Origin of the sequence: Williamsia soli, from assembly GCF_017377795.1 — a bacterium.
Lineage (GTDB): Bacteria > Actinomycetota > Actinomycetes > Mycobacteriales > Mycobacteriaceae > Williamsia > Williamsia soli.
On record NZ_JAFRDR010000012.1, the window covers coordinates 47771 to 71498 of the forward strand.

General features: G+C 64.4%; 19 protein-coding genes. 5 read left to right on the forward strand and 14 right to left on the reverse strand.

What is annotated here, in order from left to right; genetic code table 11:
• The first annotated feature begins 2 nt into the window (after positions 1 to 2).
• The gene (locus J3S28_RS24685; RefSeq protein WP_207843605.1) at positions 3 to 521 is read left to right on the forward strand and encodes a ribonuclease FAU-1 family protein; all 519 of its coding nucleotides are present in this window, start codon (positions 3 to 5) and stop codon (positions 519 to 521) included.
• Between the two features lie 5 nt (positions 522 to 526).
• Here the strand turns inward: J3S28_RS24685 and coaE are convergent, their stop codons facing one another.
• The 3 genes from coaE to rpsA form a co-directional block, all read right to left on the reverse strand.
• Entirely contained in the window at positions 527 to 1444 is a 918-nt protein-coding gene (gene coaE, locus J3S28_RS24690; protein WP_207843606.1) for a dephospho-CoA kinase, read from the reverse strand.
• A gap of 70 nt (positions 1445 to 1514) precedes the next feature.
• Positions 1515 to 2783, reverse strand: a complete 1269-nt coding sequence (gene aztD, locus J3S28_RS24695) for a zinc metallochaperone AztD (protein ID WP_207843607.1) — start codon at positions 2781 to 2783, stop codon at positions 1515 to 1517.
• A 103-nt stretch (positions 2784 to 2886) separates the two neighbouring features.
• Complete coding sequence (gene rpsA, locus J3S28_RS24700) at positions 2887 to 4377, reverse strand: 30S ribosomal protein S1 (protein WP_207843608.1); 1491 nt, start codon at positions 4375 to 4377, stop codon at positions 2887 to 2889.
• Between the two features lie 153 nt (positions 4378 to 4530).
• Between rpsA and J3S28_RS24705 the strand changes: the two genes are divergently transcribed.
• Positions 4531 to 5340: a class I SAM-dependent methyltransferase gene (locus J3S28_RS24705; protein ID WP_307797409.1), complete on the forward strand. Its 810-nt coding sequence runs from the start codon at positions 4531 to 4533 to the stop codon at positions 5338 to 5340.
• Between the two features lie 87 nt (positions 5341 to 5427).
• Here the strand turns inward: J3S28_RS24705 and J3S28_RS24710 are convergent, their stop codons facing one another.
• Together J3S28_RS24710 and J3S28_RS24715 are read right to left on the reverse strand one after the other, a co-directional pair.
• Positions 5428 to 6336 (reverse strand): alpha/beta hydrolase, encoded by a 909-nt coding sequence (locus tag J3S28_RS24710; protein ID WP_207843610.1) that lies wholly within the window; start codon positions 6334 to 6336, stop codon positions 5428 to 5430.
• Between the two features lie 18 nt (positions 6337 to 6354).
• Positions 6355 to 7458, reverse strand: a complete 1104-nt coding sequence (locus J3S28_RS24715) for an isocitrate/isopropylmalate dehydrogenase family protein (protein ID WP_207843611.1) — start codon at positions 7456 to 7458, stop codon at positions 6355 to 6357.
• Positions 7459 to 7544: 86 nt separating this feature from the next.
• Here J3S28_RS24715 and J3S28_RS24720 point away from each other — a divergent pair, with 86 nt between their 5' ends.
• Together J3S28_RS24720 and J3S28_RS24725 are read left to right on the forward strand one after the other, a co-directional pair.
• A complete protein-coding gene (locus J3S28_RS24720) occupies positions 7545 to 9842 on the forward strand; it encodes a molybdopterin-dependent oxidoreductase (RefSeq protein WP_207843612.1) in 2298 nt (765 codons plus the stop codon).
• 28 nt (positions 9843 to 9870) lie between these two features.
• Positions 9871 to 10395, forward strand: a complete 525-nt coding sequence (locus tag J3S28_RS24725) for a 2'-5' RNA ligase family protein (protein WP_207843613.1) — start codon at positions 9871 to 9873, stop codon at positions 10393 to 10395.
• Here the strand turns inward: J3S28_RS24725 and J3S28_RS24730 are convergent.
• The 9 genes from J3S28_RS24730 to polA all read right to left on the reverse strand — a co-directional run bounded on the left by J3S28_RS24730 (position 10387) and on the right by polA (position 22178).
• A complete protein-coding gene (locus J3S28_RS24730; RefSeq protein WP_207843614.1) occupies positions 10387 to 11766 on the reverse strand; it encodes a maltokinase N-terminal cap-like domain-containing protein in 1380 nt (459 codons plus the stop codon). The two genes, J3S28_RS24725 and J3S28_RS24730, sit on opposite strands and share 9 nt — an antisense overlap.
• Entirely contained in the window at positions 11763 to 13589 is a 1827-nt protein-coding gene (gene treS, locus J3S28_RS24735; protein ID WP_207843615.1) for a maltose alpha-D-glucosyltransferase, read from the reverse strand. The genes J3S28_RS24730 and treS overlap by 4 nt, the downstream gene beginning before the upstream one ends.
• Positions 13590 to 13701: 112 nt before the next feature.
• Positions 13702 to 14448 carry a succinate dehydrogenase/fumarate reductase iron-sulfur subunit gene (locus J3S28_RS24740; protein WP_207843616.1) on the reverse strand — a complete coding sequence of 249 codons (747 nt, stop codon included), beginning with the start codon at positions 14446 to 14448 and terminating at the stop codon, positions 13702 to 13704.
• A gap of 1 nt (position 14449) precedes the next feature.
• The gene (locus tag J3S28_RS24745) at positions 14450 to 16378 is read right to left on the reverse strand and encodes a fumarate reductase/succinate dehydrogenase flavoprotein subunit (RefSeq protein ID WP_207843617.1); all 1929 of its coding nucleotides are present in this window, start codon (positions 16376 to 16378) and stop codon (positions 14450 to 14452) included.
• Between the two features lie 65 nt (positions 16379 to 16443).
• Complete coding sequence (gene sdhC, locus J3S28_RS24750; protein WP_207843618.1) at positions 16444 to 17268, reverse strand: succinate dehydrogenase subunit SdhC; 825 nt, start codon at positions 17266 to 17268, stop codon at positions 16444 to 16446.
• On the reverse strand, positions 17265 to 17558 hold the full coding sequence (locus tag J3S28_RS24755) for an Rv0250c family protein (protein WP_084835862.1): 294 nt from the start codon (positions 17556 to 17558) through the stop codon (positions 17265 to 17267). The genes sdhC and J3S28_RS24755 overlap by 4 nt, the downstream gene beginning before the upstream one ends.
• A gap of 57 nt (positions 17559 to 17615) precedes the next feature.
• Positions 17616 to 18839, reverse strand: coding sequence for an RNA polymerase sigma factor (locus J3S28_RS24760; protein ID WP_207843713.1), 1224 nt, complete (start codon positions 18837 to 18839; stop codon positions 17616 to 17618).
• Positions 18840 to 18894: 55 nt separating this feature from the next.
• Complete coding sequence (locus tag J3S28_RS24765; protein WP_207843619.1) at positions 18895 to 19320, reverse strand: YciI family protein; 426 nt, start codon at positions 19318 to 19320, stop codon at positions 18895 to 18897.
• 113 nt (positions 19321 to 19433) lie between these two features.
• Positions 19434 to 22178 (reverse strand): DNA polymerase I, encoded by a 2745-nt coding sequence (gene polA / locus J3S28_RS24770; protein WP_207843620.1) that lies wholly within the window; start codon positions 22176 to 22178, stop codon positions 19434 to 19436.
• 225 nt (positions 22179 to 22403) lie between these two features.
• Here polA and J3S28_RS24775 point away from each other — a divergent pair, with 225 nt between their 5' ends.
• Complete coding sequence (locus J3S28_RS24775) at positions 22404 to 23726, forward strand: branched-chain amino acid ABC transporter permease (protein ID WP_207843621.1); 1323 nt, start codon at positions 22404 to 22406, stop codon at positions 23724 to 23726.
• The last annotated feature ends 2 nt before the right edge of the window (positions 23727 to 23728 follow it).

A 23728-nucleotide genomic window follows, 5' to 3' on the forward strand; every position in this document is an offset into this window, starting at 1 on the left:
CGATGGCGGCGCTACACCCACCCAAACACGAGACCTTCGACGTACCGGCGAAGACCAACACCGACCCGAAGGGGTTCGTGCGCCAGGTCGAGACCTACCGGGCCACCGACTTCGGGCTCTACATGGACCGGTTCGCCGACCACCACGAGTTCGATCGCCTGCAATCGTGGCTGCTCCCGGCCTTCGGACTGCGGGCCACCATCTTCCACTACCGGCCCGGGCACGAACGCGACCAGCACCTCTACCTCGACATCGGGAGGTTCACCGGCCCCGACGCCGACGGACGCTGGCACTCGGAGGACTGGTATCTCGACTTGATCGACCGGCCGGGACGAGGGCTCGAACTCGAAGACGTCGACGAGCTGTTCGACGCCCACGCCGCCTGGCTACTCCCCCACGACCAGGCCGAGGCCGCCGTCCACATCGCGACCCGCGCGATGGTCGGGGCGGCGTCCCACGGCAACGACGTCCAGGCCTGGCTCGCCTCCGAAGGCGCAGCCCTCACCTGGGACCTCCGATAGTGGGGTCAGGAGACGGAGATGGTGACCGCTCGGCCCGGATCGGCGTTGGCGTGGACTCCGGCGCTGCGCTCGGGAAAACCGCCGTCGGCGAGTAGCGCGGTCACGTCCGCAGGCGCCTTTCCGTCCGCCAGTCGGACCTCGAACTCGAGCACGTCCGGCGCGCGGCCCGCCGAGGCCGCGGTCGGTCCGACGTGGACGACATCGGCGATCGTGTCCCCGCCGACCACCCGCAACCGGTTCGTCAGCCTGGTTGCTTGCAGCGCCCACTCCGGGCGTACATCGACCTCCTCGGACGGCTGCGGTGCACAGATCCGATTGCGGACGTTCCCCTCGTAGGGCACGAGCCGCTCGTCCCACAACGCTGCGGCCAGTGCCGCGAGATCGTCCGGGGTTCCGCTGTTGTCGAGCCAGACGTCGGCCACAGCCCGACGGTCCTCGACGCTCGCCTGCGACTTGATCCGCGCCCGAGCGTCCTCTTCCGGCATGCCACGCTGACCGGTCAGGCGGGCCAGCCGTACGTCCTCGTCCGCGTGGACGATCACCACGAGATGAAAGAAGGGTGCACTGCCGTTCTCGACGAGCAGCGGAATGTCCTGCAGCACGATTGCGTCGGCGGGCGCCGCTTCCAGCAACTCGAACGCCCGTGCGCCGACGAGCGGGTGGGTGATCCCGTTGAGTTTCTTGCGTTGCCCCTCGTCCACAAACGCCCTCGCGGCCAGTGCGGCCCGGTCCAAGGCGCCGTCGGGTTGGAGGATGCCCTCCCCGAAGGCCTCGACGAGTTGCGTCAGCCCGTCGGTCCCCGGCGCGACCACCTCGCGGGCGATCACGTCCGCGTCGATGAGGTACGCGCCCCGCTCGGTCAGCGTGCGTGCGACTGTCGATTTTCCGGCGCCGATACCACCGGTCAGGCCTACTCGGATCACGAGATGAGTGTCACAGACGGGTCTTCGCGCGCACCCCGCAGGGTGCGCGCGAGGACCCGATCCACTGCTGTCAGCCGGTGACGCCCGTCAATTCGTTCGGCGTGAAGTCGACCGTGGTCTCCTTCGACACAGTTCCCGACCCGAGATCGACAGCGAACAGCTTCTTGTTCGTCGGGTCGCTGACGTAGGCGGTCGAACCTTCGACGTAAAGGGCCGGGCGGGCCTCCTGCCAGTCCTCCGGCTCACTCCATTCTCCGATGACGGCGATCTTGTCGGTCACCGCGCCGCTGATCGGATCGATCACGTGGATGGCGCCGTCGGTCCCGAGCACCAGTGCCTCACCTTGCGGCCCACGTGCGAGCGAACGGAACGTGTAGCTCGTCCCCAGTTCGACGAGCTTGAGCTCCCCGGTATCGGTGTTGGTCAGGCTCACCCGGGTGGGCCGTTCGAGTTCTGCGTCTTCGTCGACCTTGTAGTCGCCGAGTACGACGGGCGAGACCTCGGAGCCGGCCTGATTTCCGATGCGGCCGTACACATCTGGGCTCTGCACCTTGGTGATCTCGTTGCCACGGACGATCAGGATGCCATCGGTGCAGCCGAACGCGAGCACGCCATTGGCCACGGCAGCTTCGCCGTGCAGATTCGGACACTGGTCGTTGGCTGCGATCTGCCGGAAGTCAGCATCGAGAATCTGCACCCCGGTGCGCTCGTCCTCGTTGCCGACAGAGACCACAGTGGTCCCGTCCTCTCGGGCCACGGCCACTCCGTGGTGCGGCTCGACTTTGTGACTGATGGCAACGCCATTGCCCCGCAGCAATTCCGCGGGCTCGACAATGTCGATCTCGCCGGTGCCGTCCGAGAACAGCGTAGTGCGATCATCATGCACCACAACATGTCCCGGTTCCTCACCACCGAAACGGATATCCGTCAGCGCCGGCTCAGCAGTGTAATAGTGGTCGTGGTCCCCGTGCGACCGGCTCCATGTTCCAAGGTCGAGTGCCCGGAATCCCTCTGACTCCGACACGAATACGTGCCGACCGTCGCCGGCGGGGTTGAGCCGGATGAACCCCTCGGCCGGCAGGGTCGCGACCTGATCCAGGGTGGTGGCGTCGAGCACGGCGACGCCGCCGTCGTAGCTCACCGCCAAACGCGGCTGAGCCGACTCCTGTTCGACGCCTTTCGAATTCGACTCGGCCGAGCTCGAACTGGCGGACGAATCGCCGCCGTCGCTGCTGGAGCCACACCCGGCGACCAGGACCGTACCGATTGCGACAAGGGAAAGGGCTTGCAGCCCACGGGAAATATTCACGTCCGAATTGTCCTTGCAAACGATAACCATTGTCAAAAAGCTATATGTGCATGGCTTGCCCACAATGGTGCCGCGAAACAACAAAACGCCCCCCACCTTGCGGCGGGGGGCGTTTCGGTTGTCTAGATGTCTATCAGGCGTTGCCGGACAGCTTCTCGCGCAGAGCAGCGAGCTGCTCGTCACTGGCAAGCGATCCACCACTCTTCGGAGCGGACGAAGACGACGAGGACGTCGCGGTGGCGGCGTCGTCACCACCCTTGTCAGCGGAATCCGACGAGTAATCGGTCGGAGCGTTGGCAGCGGCCTCGGCGGCAGCGGCAAACTTCTCCATCTGGGCGGTGTGCATCTTGTGGCGACGCTCGGCCTCGGCGTAGCGAGACTCCCACGCTTCCCGCTGCTTCTCGAATCCGTCGAGCCATTCGTTGGTCTCGGAATCGAAGCCCTCGGGGAAGATGTAGTTGCCCTGCTCGTCGTAGCTGTCGGCCATGCCGTACTTCGACGGGTCGAACTCTTCGGTGTAGTCCTCGTTGGCCTGCTTGAGGCTCAACGAGATCCGGCGACGCTCGAGGTCGATGTCGATGACCTTGACCATCGCGTCGTCACCGACGGCGACAACCTGATCCGGCACCTCGACGTGGCGCTCGGCCAGCTCCGAGATGTGGACGAGGCCTTCGATGCCCTCTTCGACCCGCACGAACGCACCGAACGGAACCAGCTTCGTGACCTTGCCGGGCACGATCTGGCCGATGGCGTGGGTACGAGCGAACTGGCGCCACGGATCTTCCTGAGTGGCCTTGAGCGACAACGACACCCGCTCGCGATCCAGATCGACGTCGAGAACCTCGACGGTGACCTCGTCGCCCACTGCGACAACCTCGGAGGGGTGGTCGATGTGCTTCCACGACAGCTCGGAGACGTGCACCAGACCGTCGACGCCGCCGAGATCGACGAATGCGCCGAAGTTGACGATCGAGGACACGACGCCCTTGCGGACCTGGCCCTTCTGGAGCTGGTGCAGGAACTCGCTGCGAACCTCGGACTGGGTCTGCTCGAGCCACGCACGACGCGAGAGCACGACGTTGTTGCGGTTCTTGTCGAGCTCGATGATCTTGGCCTCGATCTCCTTGCCGATGTACGGCTGCAGATCGCGCACGCGACGCATCTCCACCAGCGATGCGGGGAGGAATCCGCGCAGACCGATGTCCAGGATCAGGCCGCCCTTGACGACCTCGATGACGGTGCCCTTGACGGCCTCGTCCTTTTCCTTGAGCTCTTCGATGGTGCCCCACGCACGCTCGTACTGAGCGCGCTTCTTGGACAGGATCAACCGACCCTCTTTGTCCTCTTTCGTGAGGACGAGTGCTTCCACCTCATCGCCGACGCTGACAACCTCGCTGGGGTCGACGTCGTGCTTGATGGACAGTTCGCGGGACGGGATCACTCCCTCGGTTTTGTAACCGATGTCGAGCAGCACTTCGTCGCGGTCAACCTTGACGATGGTGCCCTCGACGATGTCGCCATCATTGAAGTACTTGATAGTGGCATCGATGGCGGCAAGAAAATCCTCAGCCGAGCCGATATCGTTAACGGCTACTTGTGGTGAGGTAATGGTCGTGGACGGCATATGTTAGATGGCTCCGGACAGGTTGGGTTGTAGGGACAGTAATGCGGGATCAACAGTGGCCACAGATGAGTGACCGGCATGAAGAACCACGCGAGCTCAGGCACGCGCGTGTCTGAGGATACGCCAGCCCCGCTGGACTGGGCAAATACCTCCGTGTCATACCCGTATCTGCGCACGGGCGTCGACTCGAAAACCAGCGTGTCGGCGAATCGTCGCTGGTGGGACGCCGACGCCGACTCCTACCACGGTACGCACGGCGACTTCCTCGGCGCCGACAGCGTCGACGGAGACTTCGTGTGGTGCCCCGAAGGGTTGCGCGAAGACGATGTCGAACTGCTCGGTGACGTCGCAGGCAAGGCTGTATTAGAGATCGGATGCGGCTCCGCGCCATGTAGTCGGTGGCTGAGCGGACACGGCGCACATGCGGTCGGATTGGACCTGTCTCGGGAGATGCTCCGGCGCGGCCAGCAGGCGATGGCTCGAGGTGGTCCGCAGCCCGGACTGGTGCAAGCCGGAGCGGAGGACCTCCCGTTCGGCGACGGGGTCTTCGATCTCGCCTGCTCGGCGTTCGGTGCGGTGCCGTTCGTCGCCGACTCGGCACGGGTGATGAGCGAAGTGGCCCGGGTACTACGGCCGGGAGGTCGCTGGGTGTTCTCGGTCAATCATCCGATGCGGTGGGCCTTCCCCGACGACCCCGGACCCACCGGGTTGACGGTGATCCTGCCGTACTTCGACCGCACGCCCTACGTCGAGACCGAGGACGACGGGACGGTCAGCTACGTCGAGCATCACCGCACCCTCGGGGATCGGATTCGGGAGATCCGGGCCGCCGGCCTCATCCTCGACGACCTCATCGAACCCGAGTGGCCCGAAGGTTTCGACCGCGAGTGGGGACAGTGGAGCCCGCTGCGCGGGCACTACTTCCCCGGCACCGCCATCTTCTGTACTCGCAAGCCCACGTAGCCCTGCCACCCCCGGAGATGTGCCCTTGTGGCGAGCACAAGGCCTGGTCGGCTCCGCCATACCCACCCTCCGTCGGGGGCGGCGGGATCAGGCCGGTACTTCGCGCTGCAGGAACTCGATCTGATCGGCGGTTGCCTGCTCGAACGCGTCGCCGACGTAGATGTCGAAGTGGCCGAACGGATACCGCCGGACCGTGCCGTTCGGGGTCGCCGCAGCATATTTCAGCGTGGGGCCCGGGGGTGCGACGGTGTCCGTGTCACACACACAGAACAGCACCGGCGCCGAAATCTTCTTGGCCGCACGCCCCGGTCTCGCCAACGGGATGGCCAGGCCGACCCGAGCCGCGACGCCGTTGACGATGGTCTCGGATTCGGGCACCAGGCCGAGATACCCGTCGACGACGTCCGGTGCATTCATCAGCGCCGTCTCACCGGGATCACCGGCGAGGGGCACGAGTACAGGGTCCCGGCCACGTGCGGCTGCCACCAGGTCACGGATAGCAGCGAGGGTGACCCCGATGGTCGCCCGAGGCCCGAGCGTCAGCGCCGACGCCGGTCCTTCGGTGAACGGGCACTGCGAGATGACGGCAGCCAACCGGGAGTCGTCGGCGGCGACGGCGAGCACGTGTCCACCCCCGAAAGATGTTCCGAAGATGCAGATCTTGGCCGGGTCGACGCCGTCCAGCGTGCGCGCGTAGGCGATCGCTGAGTGCCAGTCCTCGCGTTGGCGTCCGATACTGAGCAGCTGACGCGGGGTGCCTTCGCTATCGCCGAAGTGCCGGTAGTCGAAAACGAGCGCCGCATATCCGGCGGCCACGAATCGCTCGGCGTAGGCATCGAGACGCATGGTCCGTACTGCTCCGAGACCATGCGCCAGGATGATGAGCGGCGCGCATCCGGAACCATCTCCTGCAGGCCGGTACAGCCACGCCGCGCAGTGCGCCCGCGCACTCCCCCGCCCCGATGCGAAGACCACGTCTTCTCTCACGCCTGCCATGCCGCCCCCTTGTTGGTGTCACTGCTCATTGGCAAGGTTAGTGCCAGGCGGTGGATTCTCGAGAATATCGAGCACCGCGTCCGTGAAACCTGCGGTGGTGGCGGTTCCACCCAGGTCGGCGGTCGCGATGCCGGCCGCGAGCGCTGTGCTGATCCCGCTCCGGATGCTCTCCGCGGCGACCGCAAGCGCATCGTCTCCGGTGCGGAGCGCCTGCCACTCGATCAGCATCGCGGCCGAACCGATGATGCCGACAGGATTCGCGACCCCGCGACCGGCGATGTCGGGTGCGGCGCCGTGGGCGGCCTGTGCCATCGCCTTGGTGGCCGAGGTGTTGATCGACGCCGCGATGCCCAGCGACCCGGCCAATTCGGCGGCCAGGTCCGAGAGGATGTCGCCGAACAGGTTCTCGGTGACGACGACATCGAACCGCCGGCCATCACGCACCAGATGCGCTGCCATGGCGTCGACGTGTTCGTCGTCGACACGTACGTCGGGATACCGCTGCGCGACCTCGAGGCAGACGTCGCGGAACAATCCTGTGGTCATCGACAGGACGTTCGCCTTGTGGACGATGGTGACGTGCTTGCGACGGGAGCGGGCAAGTTCGAACGCGGACACCGCGATTCGCTCGGTGGCCGCGCGGGTGATCACGCCGACCGACAGCGCAACGTCGGGGGTGGGCATGAACTCCCCCGTGCCGCGGGCCATGTTCCGATCGGCGTACAGCCCCTCGCTGTTCTCCCGCACGATGACGAGATCGAGATCGGGGTTTGTCGCACGTACGCCGTCGTGTGCGAGCGCAGGGCGAATGTTGGCGTAGAGGTCATAGCGTTTACGAATGGCTCCGCCCGGTGTCAGCCCGGCGCGATGCTCCGATGGGTAGCCGGCCGAATCGTGGGGTCCCAGGATCCAGAGCGCGAGGTCGTCGAGTGCGGCCAGCGTTGCCTCCGGGATCGCGGTGCCGTATCTCTCGATGGTCGTGTGCCCGAGTTCCAGTGGCACCCAGTCGACCGAGCGTCCTGCGCCGCTCAGCGCCTGCTCGACGACCCGTGCCGCCGCCGGGACGATCTCCGGGCCGATCCCGTCGCCGTCGATGAGTCCGATGCGATATCTGTTCGCCATGATTGTGATCGTTCCAGAGCGCTATCGAACCGGGATATACGTGTGCTGACCAAACCACAGACGACGACCGATGAAAGAATCCACGCATGGCTGCAGAAGAACTGGTCAACAGCTCGCATTGGGGTGCATTCTCGGCATCGCTCGACGAGCAGGGACTGTCTGTGACGCCCGACCCCGCCGACCCTGATGCGTCGGAGCTCCTCCGCAACATTCCGGCGTCGCTGGACAAAGGCGTCCGCGTACTGCATCCGTCTGTCCGACGGGGCTGGCTCGAGGACGGTCCGGGGCCGTCGGGCCGGCGCGGATCCGACGAGTACGTCGAGGTGAGCTGGGACCGCGCTCTCGACCTCCTTGCGGGCGAACTCGAGCGAGTCCGCAGCACGTACGGCAATCCGGCGATCTTCGGCGGATCCTACGGTTGGGCAAGTGCCGGCCGCTTTCATCACGCACAGAGCCAGATTCACCGGTTCTTGAACACCATCGGCGGTTACACCCGATCGGTGCACAGTTACAGCCACGGAGCGTCGAGTGTGTTGCTCCCGCACATCGTCGGCGACGAGGCGCCGCTCTATCGACCCACTACCTGGAACGTCCTGAGTGAACACACTGACCTCTTCGTGTGTTTCGGAGGGATACCGGCCAAGAACGTCCAGATCAACGCGGGTGGGATCAGTCGGCACACGGTGCGGGAATCGCTCGACCGCGCCCGCGCCCGAGGCGCCGAGTTCGTGACCATCAGTCCTCTTGCCGACGATCTGGCGACGGTGACCGACGCCCAGTGGATCTCCATCAACCCGGCCACGGATACCGCGCTCATCCTGGCCCTGTGCTGGGTCTTGCTCACCGAAGGGCTCTGCGACCTCGAGTTCGTCGACAAGTACACGGTCGGATTCGAGCAGTTCGCCCGCTACCTACGCGGGCAAACCGATGGGATCGCGAAAACCCCGGGCTGGGCAGCGAACATCTGCGGGATCGACGCCCCGACCATCGCTGACCTCGCCCGCCGCATGGCTGCCGGGCGGACCCTGGTGACCACCTCATGGTCGTTGCAGCGGGCGCAGTTCGGCGAACAACCGTTGTGGGCGTCGATCGCGCTGGCCGCGTTTCTGGGTCAGATCGGGCTCCCCGGAGGAGGATTCGGTCACGGATACGGGTCGACCGGCGGTATGGGCGCAGGCAAACTCCCCTACCCGTTGCCGACGTTCCATCAGGGCGTCAATCCCGTCAGCGACTTCATTCCGGTCGCCCGCATCTCGGACATGCTGCTCGAACCCGGTGCCACCTATGAGTTCAACGGCCAGACGCGGGTCTACCCCGACACCAAGCTGATCTATTGGGCAGGCGGCAACCCGTTCCATCACCATCAGGATCTCGTGCGCTTGCGCGCCGGCTTCCAAAGACCTGACACGGTTGTCGTGCACGAACCGTTCTGGACTGCGACGGCGCGGCACGCCGACATCGTCCTCCCGGTCGCGACGACGCTGGAACGCAACGACATCGGCTGCGGTCGGTACGACGAGATCATGACCGCGATGCAGCAGGTTTCACCGCCTGTCGGTGAGTCGTTGACCGACTACGCAATTCTCACCGAACTGAGTAAGCGGCTCGGCGTCGAGGAACAGTTCACCGAGGGCCGCCATGAGTGGGGTTGGCTCGAGCACATCTACGAACGCTGGCGCGAGGCGATCCCTGACCGGTTCACCCCCGCCCAGGACTTCGGCGAGTTCTGGGAGGCGCGCCACCTCGACCTCCCGGGCGCAGACTCCAAACACGTTCTGTTCGAAGACTTCCGTAGCGATCCCGACAGATATCGTCTCGCGACACCCAGCGGCCGGATCGAGATCTCGTCGTCGACGATCGCCGGCTTCGGCTACGACGACTGCCCGGCCCATCCGACGTGGCTCGCACCTGCCGAGACCGTCGATGTGGGATCCGGCCCGTACCCGTTGTGCCTCGTGGCCAATAATCCTGCCTCGCGCTTGCACAGCCAGCTCGACAACGGCGCCGTCAGTGTTGAGTCCAAGGTCGTCGGACGCGAGCCGATCCGCCTGAACCCGGCGGACGCACAAGCCCGCGGGATCGCGACGGGCGACGTCGTGCTGGTACGCAGCGACACCGGCGACATGCTGGCCGGAGCAGTCGTCGACGACCGCGTTTCCGGCAACGTCGTACAGATCTCGACGGGCGCCTGGTTCGATTACAGCTCACCGGATGTCGCCGCCTGCATCCACGGCAATCCGAACGTGCTCACGCGAGACACCGGCTCGTCGAGACTCGCGCAGGGGTCGACCGGTCAATTGGTTCGTGTCGAGGTCCAGGTCTATCGCGGTCAGGTTCCCGACGTCGTCGTCCATGATCAGCGCTTGTGGATGGACCCCGCCTGACCCCTCCGGAATGTCCTAGGGTGAACCCGTGGCACATTCGATAGAACTCATCTTTGACGCGGAGACAGAAGAGGCCATCATCTCGCAGTGGGATGCTTTGGCGGCGGCCGGTTTGCCGAGCCAGGGCCGCACGCGCTCCGAGTCGAACCGGCCACATGTCACGCTCGTCGCCGCCGACTCCATCGACGGTGCCGTCGACCGTGACCTGTCCGCCCTCGCCGACGTGCCCGGCATGGAGGTGAACATCGGCGCAATGCTCCTCTTCCGTGGTCGTCGCGCGACGGCAGCCCGGCTGGTGGTCCCGTCCCGCGAGCTCTGCGATCTACACGCCCACATCTTCGAGTTGTCGCACGGTCACATCAGCGGCGAACCGCTACCGCATATTCAACCCGGAGCCTGGACACCCCATGTGACGCTTGCACGCCGACTGGCGGACGACCAGATCGGTTACGCCCTCACCACATTGGCCTTCGCACCGGAGATCTTCACCGCAACCGTGACAGGAATCCGACGCTGGAACAGCGACACCCGCGAGGAGTTCTACCTACTGTGACGCGGTGAGCCGACCGATGGCGTTGAGCGGCAACGGCAGCCAACTCGGCCGATGCTTGGCCTCGTATCCCGCCTCGTAGACGGCCTTGTCGAGTTCGTACGCACGCAGGAGTGCTGACCGATCGCGCGGGTCTGCGCCGGTGACCGAGGCGTATCCCTCGCAGAACGCCGAGGCGTTCCGGTCCACCCATTCGACCGCTCGAAATGCGCGCTGCGCAGTCACATTCGGAGCACCCTGGCCCAACAGATGCTGACCTGCATAGTCGAAGGAACGAAGCATTCCGGCGACGTCACGGAGCGGACTGTCGGGTTTGCGACGCTCGGCGACCGGCTTGATGGGTTCACCTTCGAAGTCGATCAGCAACCAGGTCGACGGCGTCCGCAGCACCTGACCGAGGTGCAGATCTCCGTGGATGCGCTGCACCGTGTCGGACCCGGATTGCGCTGCCTCGTCATATACGGCCGCGATTGCAGCGCGGTGTTCTGCAAGCTCGGGAATCGTTTCGGCCGCGACGTCGAGTCTCGACCGCATGTCATCGATTGCGTTCTCCCCCGGTGCGCGTACCTCGGTGCCCAGACTTCGGGCCAGGTCGGCATGCACGTGTGCGACCGCGGCGCCGAGCCGTTCGGCGTCACCGGCGAAGTCGCTACCGAGCTCCGCGGCGTGCAGGTCTGCCTCGGTGAACAGGTCACGCACGCTGATCAAGGCCATACTCCAGCCGTCGGCTGCGTTTTCGATGAAGTCCTGCGCCATCGCCAGGGTCGTCGGTTCCCCATCGACGTCGGCCTCGACCCACCCGCGCAGGTCTGCCACATATTCACAGCCCACCCCACTGAGCGCTCGGTGGAGTTCGACGTCGGGGTTGATCCCGGCCTCGAGCTGCCGGAAAACCTTGAACAGCAGCGTCTCTCCGAAAACCAACGATGTGTTCGACTGCTCGGCCCCGAGCACATGACCAGATTCAGCGGTATCGATCACCGTTCCGGGGATGGTCTCGAAACGCAGGTCCCCGATGTGCTCCTGCGCACCCAGCGCCGTCAGATACCGAGCGATCACATCCGGATCGTGCAGTCCGTCATACGCGGCGACACCACCGGTCGTCGATTCAGGCAATGCCCAGGACACCAACGGCTCGGAGAGGTGCGCGCGAAATCCCAGCGGAACCTGGTAACGAACCGGCGGCCCGCTCGCGAACTCGACCTCGACAAGCACGTGCTCGCCGGCAAACCCGTCGTCAGACGTCAGCGGCACGCGCGTCGAGATCGATACCCGCGTGATGTCACGGTCCTTGGCCGAGAACCACCGCTGATGAGGGAGCCACTGTCGAAGCGCCTCGGCGAGCTGCTGGTCGGTGGGTACGTCGATGCTCATGGTCGAACCGCCGCCTCGGCCTCACTGCTGAGTGGATATCCTTGGGCCACATTGGAATCAGATGGGTCGGGCTGTAGTGCAAACCAGTAGAAGCCGTGGCCGGGCAGGGTGATCATGTAACCGTCGGGTCCGATTTTCGGGAACGGGATCGACCCGGTCAGCTCGACCGGGATCCGGCCCTCGAATGCCGAGAGGTCCAGGATCACGCCCTGCGGAAAACGCGACAGGTTGTTGACGCACAATATGACGTCGCTGGTGCGGCGCTCCTGGTTCGACGGTGCCAGCTCGCGTAGGTAGGTCAGCACCGATGGGTTGCTGTTACCCAGCTCCGTGAACGTACCCAGACCGAATGCGGGGTGTTGCTTGCGGACCTCGATCATGCGTCTGGTCCAGTGCAGCAAAGTGTTGGTGGCGTTCATCTGTGCCTCGACGTTGACCGATTGGAATCCGTAGGTGGGGTCCATGATCACCGGCAGGTACATCCGGCCCGGATCGGTCCGCGAGAAGCCGGCGTTTCGATCGGGAGTCCACTGCATCGGGGTGCGCACCGAATCACGATCGCCCAGCCAGATGTTGTCGCCCATCCCGATCTCGTCGCCGTAGTACAGCATCGGCGACCCGGGGAGGCTGAGCAACAATGCGGTGAACAGTTCTAGCTGGTTGCGATCGTTGTCGAGCAGCGGCGCCAGTCGCCGCCGGATGCCGATGTTCGCCTTCATGCGCGGATCCTTCGCGTACTCGGCGTACATGTAGTCGCGTTCCTCGTCGGTCACCATCTCCAGCGTGAGCTCGTCGTGGTTACGCAAGAAGATCGCCCACTGCGCAGACTTCGGGATCGGCGGCGTCTGCTCCAGGATCTCTGAGATCGGGAAGCGGTTCTGTCGGCGCACGGCCATGAAGATGCGGGGCATCAGGGGAAAGTGGAAGGCCATGTGGCACTCGTCGCCGACATCGGGTTCACCGAAGTACTCGACCACGTCGGCAGGCCACTGGTTGGCCTCGGCCAGCAGGACGCGGCCCGGGTACTCCTCGTCGACCACCTTGCGGCAGCGTTTGAGGAAGACGTGGGTCTCGCCGAGATTCTCGCAGTTGGTCTGATCGCGTTCGAACAGGTAGGGCACCGCGTCGAGCCGGAATCCGTCGATGCCGAGGTCGAGCCAGAACCGCAACACGTCGATCATCGCGTCGGCGACTTCGGGATTGTCGTAGTTCAGATCGGGTTGGTGCGAAAAGAATCGGTGCCAATAGTATTGGCCCCGAACGGGATCCCACGTCCAGTTGGAGATCTCCGTGTCGACGAAGATGATGCGCGCCTCTGGATAGCCGGTGTCGTCGTCGGCCCAGACGTAGTAATCGCCGTAGGGTCCGTCCGGATCGGACCGCGACTCCTGGAACCACTGGTGACTGTCGGACGTGTGATTCATGACCAGGTCGGTGATGATGCGGATCCCGCGCCTGTGTGCCTGATCGATCAGTTCGACGAAATCGTCGACGGTGCCGAACTCGGGCAGCACCGTCCGGAAGTCCCTGATGTCATATCCGCCGTCGCGGAGCGGGGAATCGTAGAACGGCGGCAACCACAGACAGTCGACGCCGAGCCACGACAGGTAATCGAGCTTGTCGGTGAGTCCGCGAAGATCGCCCACGCCGTCGTTGTTGGAGTCGTTGAACGCTCGCACGAGGACCTCATAGAAGACGGCCTTCTTGAACCAGTCGTTGTCGACCCGCAGCGGTTTGGCATGGTCGAAGTCCTCCGATTGCGCCTCGACCAGATGGCCGTCGGCGGTGTGTTCGGCTTCGTCCTGCGGATTCTCCAACGGCATGCGCACCTCGACTGTCGGCTCTACGGTGTACTCGGTCAACCCTACGTGCCAGGGACGTAGTTGGTCCGGCGGGCGAGTACCCAGTTCGAGTCGAAACTAACGCATAGCGGCCTCAGCGCCGAAAAAGCTTGTCACCCAACCAGACCAATGGGTCGTACTTGCGATCAGCAACACGTTCCTTCATCGGGATCAGGGCGTTGTCGGTGATCTTGATGTGTTCGGGGCATACGTCGGTACAGCATTTGGTGATGTTGCACATCCCCAGGCCGTGCTCTTCTTGTGCTGAATTCCGGCGTTCGGCGACGTCGAGTGGGTGCATGTCCAGCTCGGCCACCCGCATCAGATACCGCGGGCCTGCAAAGGCTTCTTTGTTCTCCTCGTGATCACGCACCACGTGGCAGGTGTCCTGGCACAGGAAACACTCGATGCACTTGCGGAACTCCTGCGACCGCTGCACATCGACCTGCTTCATGCGGTACTCCCCCGCCTTCAGCCCCTCGGGTGGCGTGAACGAATGGATCTCGCGTGCTTTCTGATAGTTGAAGGAGACATCGGTGACGAGGTCCCGGATCACCGGGAACGTGCGCATCGGGGTGACCGTGATGACCTCGTCCTCGGTGAACGTGGACATCCGGGTCATGCACAGCAGCTTGGGCCTCCCGTTCACCTCCGCCGAGCACGAGCCGCATTTGCCTGCCTTGCAGTTCCACCGGACGGCGAGATCGGGCGTCTGGGTGGCCTGTAGTCGGTGGATGATGTCGAGGACGACTTCACCGTCGTTGGCCTGCACGGTGTAGTCCTGCAGATCGCCACCGTCGGTGTCGCCGCGCCACACCCGGAACTTCGCGTCGTAGCCCATCTCAGTTCTCCTTGGTCCCGCCGGCATCAGGGTGTCCTGCAATTTCCCCTGCTGTGTAGTACTTTTCGATCTCGGAGAAGTCGAAGAGTTCCAGCAACTCCGGACGCATCGGCGTCTGCTCTTCCTTGACCACGGTCACCTCGGGCACAGGCGAGTCGTCGTTTCCGTCCGCGGTGCAGACCAGCAGGGTGTTACGCCAGTCCGAGTCCATACCCGGGTGGTCGTCTCGGGTGTGACCGCCCCGGCTCTCGGTCCGCAGTAGCGCGGCCTTCGCCACGCACTCGCAGACCAGCAGCATGTTCCGCAGGTCCACTGCGAGGTGCCAGCCGGGGTTGAACTGTCGGTGGCCTTCGACCTGCATGCCTGCGAGACGGCCGCGGATACCTGCGAGCACCTCGATCGCCTCCTCGACCTCGTCGGCTTTGCGGATGATCCCCACGAGGTCGTTCATCGACTGTTGCAGGTCCGTATGCAGCGTGTAGGGATTCTCCGCTCTGCCCTCGGTCGGCGGGTCGAACGGCGAGAGTGCGAACCTCGCTGCTCGATCGATGTCCTCGGCCGCGACCTCAGGCCGCTTCTTCAGGCCCTCGACATAGGCGGCCGCACCCAGTCCGGCGCGACGGCCGAACACCAGCAGATCCGACAACGAGTTGCCGCCCAATCGGTTTGATCCGTGCATGCCGCCCGAGCACTCCCCGGCCGCGAACAGTCCGGGAACTCGTGCAGCCGCGGTGTCCGGGTCGACCTCGATGCCGCCCATGACGTAGTGACAGGTGGGCCCGACCTCCATCGGTTCAGCAGTGATGTCGACGTCAGCGAGCTCTTTGAATTGGTGGTGCATCGACGGCAGCCTGCGGATGATCTCGTCAGCGGGCATGCGCGACGCGATGTCGAGGTAGACGCCGCCGTGGTCGGTACCGCGGCCGGCTTTGACCTCTTCGTTGATGGCCCGGGCGACCTCGTCGCGCGGAAGCAGATCGGGGGTTCGCCGGGCACTGTCGTTGTCCGCCAGCCACTTGTCCGCTTCTTCTTCGGTCTCGGCGTACTGGCCTTTGAAGACGGGCGGGATGTAGTCGAACATGAAGCGTTTTCCGTCAGTGTTCTTCAGGACCCCGCCGTCGCCGCGAACGCCCTCGGTGACGAGGATCCCCTTCACGCTGGGCGGCCAGACCATCCCGGTCGGATGGAACTGGATGAACTCCATGTTGATCAAACTTGCACCGGCGCGCAGAGCCAGCGCGTGACCGTCGCCGGTGTATTCCCAGGAGTTCGAGGTCACCTTGAAGGATTTGCCGATGCCGCCGGTGGCCAGCACCACCGCCGGCGACTCGAACAGCACGAAACGGCCGGATTCGCGCCAGTAACCGAAGGCGCCCGAGATGGCGTCACCGTCCTTGAGCAGTTCGGTGATGGTGCACTCGGCAAAGACCTTGATCCGGGCCTCGTAGTCCCCGGTCGCCGCGAAGTCCTCTTGCTGCAGCGCGACGATCCTCTGCTGCATCGTGCGGATCAGTTCCAGACCGGTGCGGTCGCCGACGTGGGCAAGTCTGGCGTAGGTGTGGCCACCGAAGTTGCGCTGCGCGATCCTGCCGTCCTCGGTGCGGTCGAACAGGGCGCCATAGGTTTCCAGTTCCCAGACCCGGTCCGGGGCCTCTTTGGCGTGGAGTTCGGCCATACGCCAGTTGTTGAGGAACTTTCCACCGCGCATGGTGTCCTTGAAGTGGGTCTGCCAGTTGTCCTTGGAGTTGGCATTGCCCATCGACGCCGCGCAACCGCCCTCGGCCATCACGGTGTGCGCCTTGCCGAACAACGACTTGCACACCACCGCCACCGAGTGACCACGTTCCCTGGCCTCGATCACCGCGCGTAAGCCGGCCCCGCCGGCACCGATCACGACGACGTCGTACCGGTGGCGTTCGACTTCGGTCATCTGTTGTTCGACTCCTCGCAGATAGCAATGTATTCAGCAGCGCAGCAGGACTTCCGGGATGATCGTCAACCGATGAACCGCAGGTCGGAGATGGTCCCGCTGGACACCATCATGATGTAGAAATCGGTGAGCACCAGGGTGCCCAAGGTGATCCACGCGTACTGCATGTGCCGGGCGTTGAGCTTGGACACCTGCGTCCAGATCCGATAGCGAATGGGGTGCGCCGAGAAGTGCTTGAGGCGGCCACCGGTGACGTGACGGCACGAGTGGCAGGAGACGGTGTAAACCCACAGCAGGATCACGTTGCCGACCAGGATCACGTTCCCGAGCCCGATTCCGAACCCGCCTCCCTTGGCATGAAAGGCCGTCACAGCGTCGTAGGTGTTGATCAGCGACACGATGACCGCGGCGTAGAAAAAGTATCGGTGCGCATTCTGGATGATGAGCGGCAGTTTGGTCTCCCCGGAATACTTGCTGTGCGGCTCGGCGACGGCGCAGGCCGGAGGGGAGAACCAGAACGAACGGTAGTAGGCCTTGCGGTAGTAGTAGCAGGTCAGACGGAACCCCAGTAGGAACGGCAAGACCACGAACCCGAGCGGGATGATCATCGGCAGTTCCGGGAAGGGCGTCCCGAAATGGCTGGACCCTGGCACGCAGGACTCGCTCAGACAGGGTGAGTAGAACGGCGTCAGGTAGTGGTAGTCCTCAACCCAATAGGCGGTTCGGACAAAAGATCTCACCGTCGCGTAGATGACGAATGCGGACAGACCTACCGCGGTCAGCAGCGGCGACAACCACCAGCGGTCCTTCCGCAGTGTGCGTACGAGTATTCGTGCCCTGCCGGGTGAGAAGACCCCGGTTTTTTCCCGCTCAGTTGCGGGGGCGCTCACTTCGTCCGCTCACGCGAGTGGAACCCCAACCCCTCATCCTGCGCGCCGAGCCACGCGGACTCGTCCGACTTGCTGTCGGGGACATAGACGACGTCGTTCTTGTTCACCGGTGGGCGCATCAGCGGGGGCGGCGACTTCTCGAAGTCGTGCAGATCGATCTCTAGGCGGTCGAGATCGTTGGTCATGCGTCGCACGGAGTCGACGTCCCCATATTGCAACTTCAGTGCGACGATGTGGTGCCGCAGAGCTCCGATGCTGCGATGGAGTTCGTTCATTCCGGCAGATGCCATGGCGTTACCTCCGAGGGCTATGTGACTCACACCACATTACTGCCCGGGTCACCTCAGTCAACGGTTTTCACCGAACGTGTCGCCCAGCGCGGCCGCCTTGGCGCGCAGAACCGTGCTCTCCCTTTGGTTTCCGGCCATGTCAGCTGCCACCAACAGCTCCGCACGCGCCTCCGTGTCGCGATGCAACCTGGCCAGTAGTTCGCCCCGGACCGCCGGCAGCAGATGAGAACGCGACAATGAGCCCGCGGCGACCAACTCATCCACGATCTCCAACGCCAGACCCGGCCCAGACGCCATCGACACCGCGACAGCGCGATTGAGGTCGACGACAGGCGACGGCGCGATTCGGCCCAGCGCCTCGTAGAGGATCACGATGCGCTGCCAATCGGTGTCCTGCGCGGTGGGCGCGGTGGCATGACACTGGGCGAGTGCGGCCTGCAGGCCGTACGGGCCTCTGCCCCGCCCGCAATCGTCGGCGCGAGCCAGGGCCTGCACACCGCGGCGGATCTGCGCCTGATCCCACCGACTCCGGTCCTGATCCGAGAGCAGGATGGGGGTCCCGTCCGTGGTGGTCCGCGCACCGAACCGCGACGCCTGGAACTCCATCAGCGCGACCAGCGCGTGCACCTCCGGCTCGTCCGGCACGAGCCCGGCCAGGATCCTGCCGAGCCGGAGTGCCTCCCCGCACAGCTCTGAACGGATCCAGCGATCGCCTGACGACGCCGAATACCCTTCATTGAAGATGAGGTAGAGAACACTGAGCACCGCCGACAGGCGCTTCGGGTACTCCTCACGCGGCGGCACCTCAAAGGGCACGTCGGCCGCTTTCAGAGTCTTCTTCGCTCGTACGATCCGCTGCTGGATCGTGGCCGTCGAGGTCAGGAACGCCTGCGCGATCTCGTCGGTCGTCAGGCCTCCGACGACCCGCAACGTGAGAGCGATCTGGCCTTCACGGGCCAGCACCGGGTGCGCCGAGACGAACACCAGTCGCAGCACGTCATCGTCGATGTGGTCGGGATCCCAACCGAGTTCTGCGTCAGGCCGCGTCTCGAGATCTCGGGCGATGGCGACGTACTTCTGATCGAGTCGTACCTGGCGCCGCCAGCCATCGACCGCCCGGCGCTTGGCCACCGTGGTGAGCCAGGCACCCGCATTACGCGGGACGCCCGACTCCGGCCACTTCGACATTGCTTCGACCAGCGCCTCCTGAGCGAGGTCTTCGGCCAGACCCACATCTCCGACCATCCGGGTCAATGAGGCGATGATCTTGGCGGCCTCCATGCGCCAGACCGCATCGATGATGCGGTTGATCGCCTCCGCGCCGCTCACCCCCACCTCAGTTGGCTGCGCGGTTGGCCTGCTCCTCCCGCCACTGCTCTTCCTTCTGAATCCACTCGTTGTCCTGGGGAAAGTCCTCGGCGCCGGCAACCCGGCGCACCTCGAGCTTGCTGCCCGGCCCCAGGGGGCACCGTGACGCCCACTGCGCGGCCTCCTCCTTGCTCGACACCTCGAGCATCCAGAATCCGCTGAACAATTCTTTCGCTTCTGCGTACGGGCCGTCGGTCACCACCGGCGGGTCGGACTCGAAGTCGACGACGAATCCCTCCGAGGCGTCGGCCAGGCCCTCACCGGCCAGCAGGACGCCTGCCTTAACAAGAGACTCGTTGTAAGCCCCCATCGCGGCGATGATCTCGTCAAACGGGATCTCTTTGCTCGCGTCGATGGCCTCCTGCGAGTCCCGCATGATCAGCATGTAACGCATGATGTTCTCCTCATTCGGTAGGTGTATACGAGGTTCCGTTTATGGTCCTCACCCATTCGTCGAACGAGTATCGACCAGATCGACACGACTTCGGAAGAACTTTTCAGGGGCTGTCAGTGGGCGGCGTCATCCCACGATCTGCCGTAGCCGATGGACACATCGAGAGGCACCGACAACTCGATCGCGCCGCCCATCTTCGCGCGCACGAGTGCCTCAAGGCGCTCCTGCTCACCGCCGGCCACCTCGAAGACGAGTTCGTCGTGTACCTGCAGCAGCATGCGTGACGACAACTTCTCCTCGGCCAGCGATCGCTGAACATCGATCATCGCGACTTTGATGATGTCGGCCGCGGTGCCCTGGATGGGCGCGTTGAGGGCCGCCCGCTCGGCGACATCGCGGCGCTGCCGGTTGTCGCTGTTGAGATCGGGAAGGTAGCGGCGACGCCCGAACAGCGTGGACGTGTATTCGTTTCGTCGCGCTTCCTCGACGGTCTCGCGGAGGTAGTCGCGCACCCCACCGAAACGGGTGAAGTATGCCTCCATCTGCTCCTTGGCCTCAGCGGTGCTGATCTTCAGTTGAGCCGACAGACCGAACGCGCTCAGGCCGTAGGCGAGGCCATAGCTCATCGCTTTCACCCGGCGACGCATGTCCGGCGTGACCTCTTCGATCGGAACGCCGAACGCCCGCGATCCCACGAAGCTGTGCAGGTCTTCGCCGGTGTTGAACGCCTCGATCAGGCCCTCGTCCTTGGACAGGTGCGCCATGATCCGCATCTCGATCTGGCTGTAGTCGGCGGTCATCAGGGAGTCATATCCGTCGGCGACGACGAATCCCTGGCGAATCTGACGTCCGGCATCGGTGCGGACCGGGATGTTCTGCAGGTTCGGTTCGGTCGACGACAGCCGCCCCGTCGCGGCGACCGTCTGATTGAAGGTCGTGTGGATCCTGGCGTCGTCGGCGACCGTCTTGAGCAACCCCGCGACGGTGACCTTGAGCCTGGTCGCATCGCGATGGGCCAGCATGTGCTCGAGGAACGGATGTCCGGTCTTCTCGAACAGTCCGGCCAGTGCGTCGGCATCGGTGGTGTAGCCGGTCTTGGTCTTCTTGGTCTTCGGCATCTCGAGCTCGTCGAACAGCACCACCTGAAGCTGCTTGGGCGAGCCCAGGTTGATCTGTTTGCCGATCACCTCGTAGGCGAGTTCGGCCGATTCCCGGACGCGTGCAGCAAACCCCGATTCGAGGTCCTCTAGGTGCGGGACGTCGATCCCGATACCGGCCGCCTCGAGTTCAGCCAGCACGAACAGCAGAGGTAGCTCCATGTCGGTCAGCAGAGAGCCGGAATCGATCTTGGCCAGTTCCTCATCGAACCGGTTGGCCAGTTCGGCCACGGCTTGTGCCTGCAACATCGCCTGATCGGCCGCGGCCTGTGCTCCCGAGTCCTCGTCCAGGAGCGACATCTGTCCGTCGTCGGTGACAGCGTCGGCGCGCAGTTCCCGGCGCAGGTACCGCAGCGCGAGATCGTCGAGATTGAACGACCGCTGTCCAGGAAGGATGAGGTACGCCGCCAGCGTGGTGTCGCTGGTGACACCACCGAGGCGCCATCCCCGACCCCGCAAGGCGTGGAAGGCCCACTTGGCCTCGTGGATCGCCTTCGGAACGTTGACATCGGCCAACCAGTCGGCGAGTGCCGTCTCGTCCTCAGGGCCGATCTCCGCAGGATCGAGGTATCCCGACTCGCCATCGGCCGCCGCGATCGCGATACCGGTGACATCCGAGCCGTATACCTGTCGCGGCCCGAGGATCGTCAGTCCACTGCGACCGGTCCCGGGCGCAGCATGCGCAGCGAGCCAGGCGGCCACCTCCCCGGCGCCGAGCAGGTTGCCCCGGAGATCGAACCCGGATTCGGCCTCTGGCGCGGCCGAGGTCAGGGTGGTGAACAGCCGGTCGCGCAGCACCCGGAACTCGAGGTCGTCGAACAACTGGTGGATCTTGTCTCGGTCCCAGGGGGCCAAGGCGAGCTCGTCGGGCTGCAACGGCAGATCCATGTCGCGCACGAGTTCGGTGAGTTGGCGGTTCATCTGGACACTGGCGATATGGGCGCGAAATGCTTCTCCCACTTTGCCTTTGACCTTGTCTGCGTTGTCGACCAGACCCGAGAGCGATCCGTATTCGCGGATCCACTTGGTCGCCGTCTTCTCCCCCACGCCCGGGATACCTGGGAGGTTGTCGGACGGGTCGCCGCGCAGGGCGGCGAAATCGGGATACTGGGCCGGGGTCAGCCCATACTTGGTCTCGACAGTTTCCGGAGTGAACCGGGTGAGCTCAGAGACCCCCTTCTTCGGATAGAGCACGGTGACGTTGTCGCTCACGAGTTGCAGCGAATCCCGGTCGCCCGTGACCACCAGCACCCGGAAGCCCTGTTCCTCGGCGCGCGTGGTCAGCGTGGCGATGATGTCGTCGGCCTCGTAGCCTTCGCGGAAGAGCACCGGAATCCCCATCGCGCCCAACACATCTTTGGTCAGGTCGACTTGGCCACGGAACTCATCCGGGGCCGAGCTGCGCTGCGCCTTGTACTCCGGGAACACCTCGGCGCGGAAGGTCTGGCGCGAGACGTCGAACGCCGCGGCGATATGGGATGGGTTCTCGTCGCGCAGTAGATTGATCAGCATCGAGGTGAACCCGTACACCGCGTTGGTGGTCTGCCCTGACGCCGTCTTGAAATTCTCGGCGGGCAGGGCGAAGAACGCCCTGAACGCGAGCGAGTGCCCGTCGAGCAGCATCAGCGTCGGCGGCTCGGCCGCTTTCGTCGAGGACTTCGCCGTGGAACGGCCGGGCTGACTTGTCTGCGCAGGACTCACGGTCCCAAGTGTATGGAGCGGGGGTGACAGGCCCGCCGGTACGGCCCAAAAAAGCGAAATCGCACAGCGTTTTTCGAGGTCACAGCTCTGGTAACTCAACAGTAACTGGGCGGAAACTTAGAAAGCCTGCCGAGTGCGGTTACGGGTTATAGAGTCCGCCCAGACGACTGTTGATGTCCGGCACCACCGCCGGGCGATGACCACCTTCGGGAGGATTCAAGCGTGATGCCCCGTCCTGCTCAACGAGCACGGGTAACAGGAGCCAGGCTGGGGGCGGGCGCTCTGCTCACCCTGCTTGCGTCACTCATGTTTGCCGGACTCATGGGCTCAGGTATCGCAGCTGCGGCACCAGCCCCCACCACCGACGACACCGTGCGCGTCTTCGGAACCCTGCGCAATGGTTCCGAACCCGTTGCCGGCGTCAAGGTCGACGCGAAAGACGGGGCCGGCGCGATCGTCGAATCAGCCACCTCGTCGAACACGGGCACCTGGGAGGTGAACGTCCCGCCGGGCAACTACTCGGTGGTCATCGACAAGACCACGGTGCCGGACGGCGTCGAGGTCCAGAAGGACACAGTCGACGTCGTCGTCGTCGAGGGTTCGCCGCGCCCGGTCATCTTCCTCTTCGGTGCCGAACGGTCCGCCAACGAGGTGTCCGCTGCGGAGGAACTGACGCGACTGGCGATCGACGGTCTTCGGTTCGGTCTCATCATCGCCATCTGTGGTGTGGGGCTGAGCCTGATCTTCGGTACCACTGGCCTCACCAACTTCGCCCACGGCGAACTGGTGACCCTCGGCGCCGTGGTGGCCTGGTTCTTCAACGTGAAGATGGGCATCCAGCTCATACCCGCGACCATTCTCGCGATCGTGGTCGGCATCGGCATCGGCATCTTGAACGAACTCGGGATTTGGCGACCGCTGCGACGACGCCGATCCGGACTCATCGCCATGCTGGTCGTCTCGATCGGTCTCGCGCTCGTCATGCGCTACCTGATCCTTATTTTCTTCTCCGATCGCGCCGAACCCTTCGACGACTACCAGGTGCAGAAGCAGATCGGTTCGGGCGCCTTCGCCATCACGCCGGTCAACCTCTGGTGCATCATCATCAGCCTCGTCGTGCTGGTCGCAGTGGCCGTCATGTTGCAGAAGACGCGAATCGGCAAGGCCATGCGCGCCGTCGCCGACAACCGCGACCTAGCGGCTTCATCAGGTATCAACGTGGACCGTGTCATCTTGTTCGTCTGGGCCATGGCCGGCGGGCTCGCGACCCTCGGTGGCGTGCTGTTCGCCATGTCCGAACTCGGCGGCCGCGTCCAATGGGAGATGGGTTTCAAGCTCTTGCTGCTCATGTTCGCGGGCATCACGCTCGGCGGACTCGGTACCGCCTACGGTGCGCTCCTCGGCTGTGTGATCGTCGGTCTGCTGGTGCAGCTCTCGACGTACTGGATCGATCCCGATCTCAAGTACATCGGTGGTTTGCTCGTTCTCATCGTCATTCTCACCATCAGACCGCAGGGCATTCTCGGGTCCAAAGCGAGGATCGGCTGACT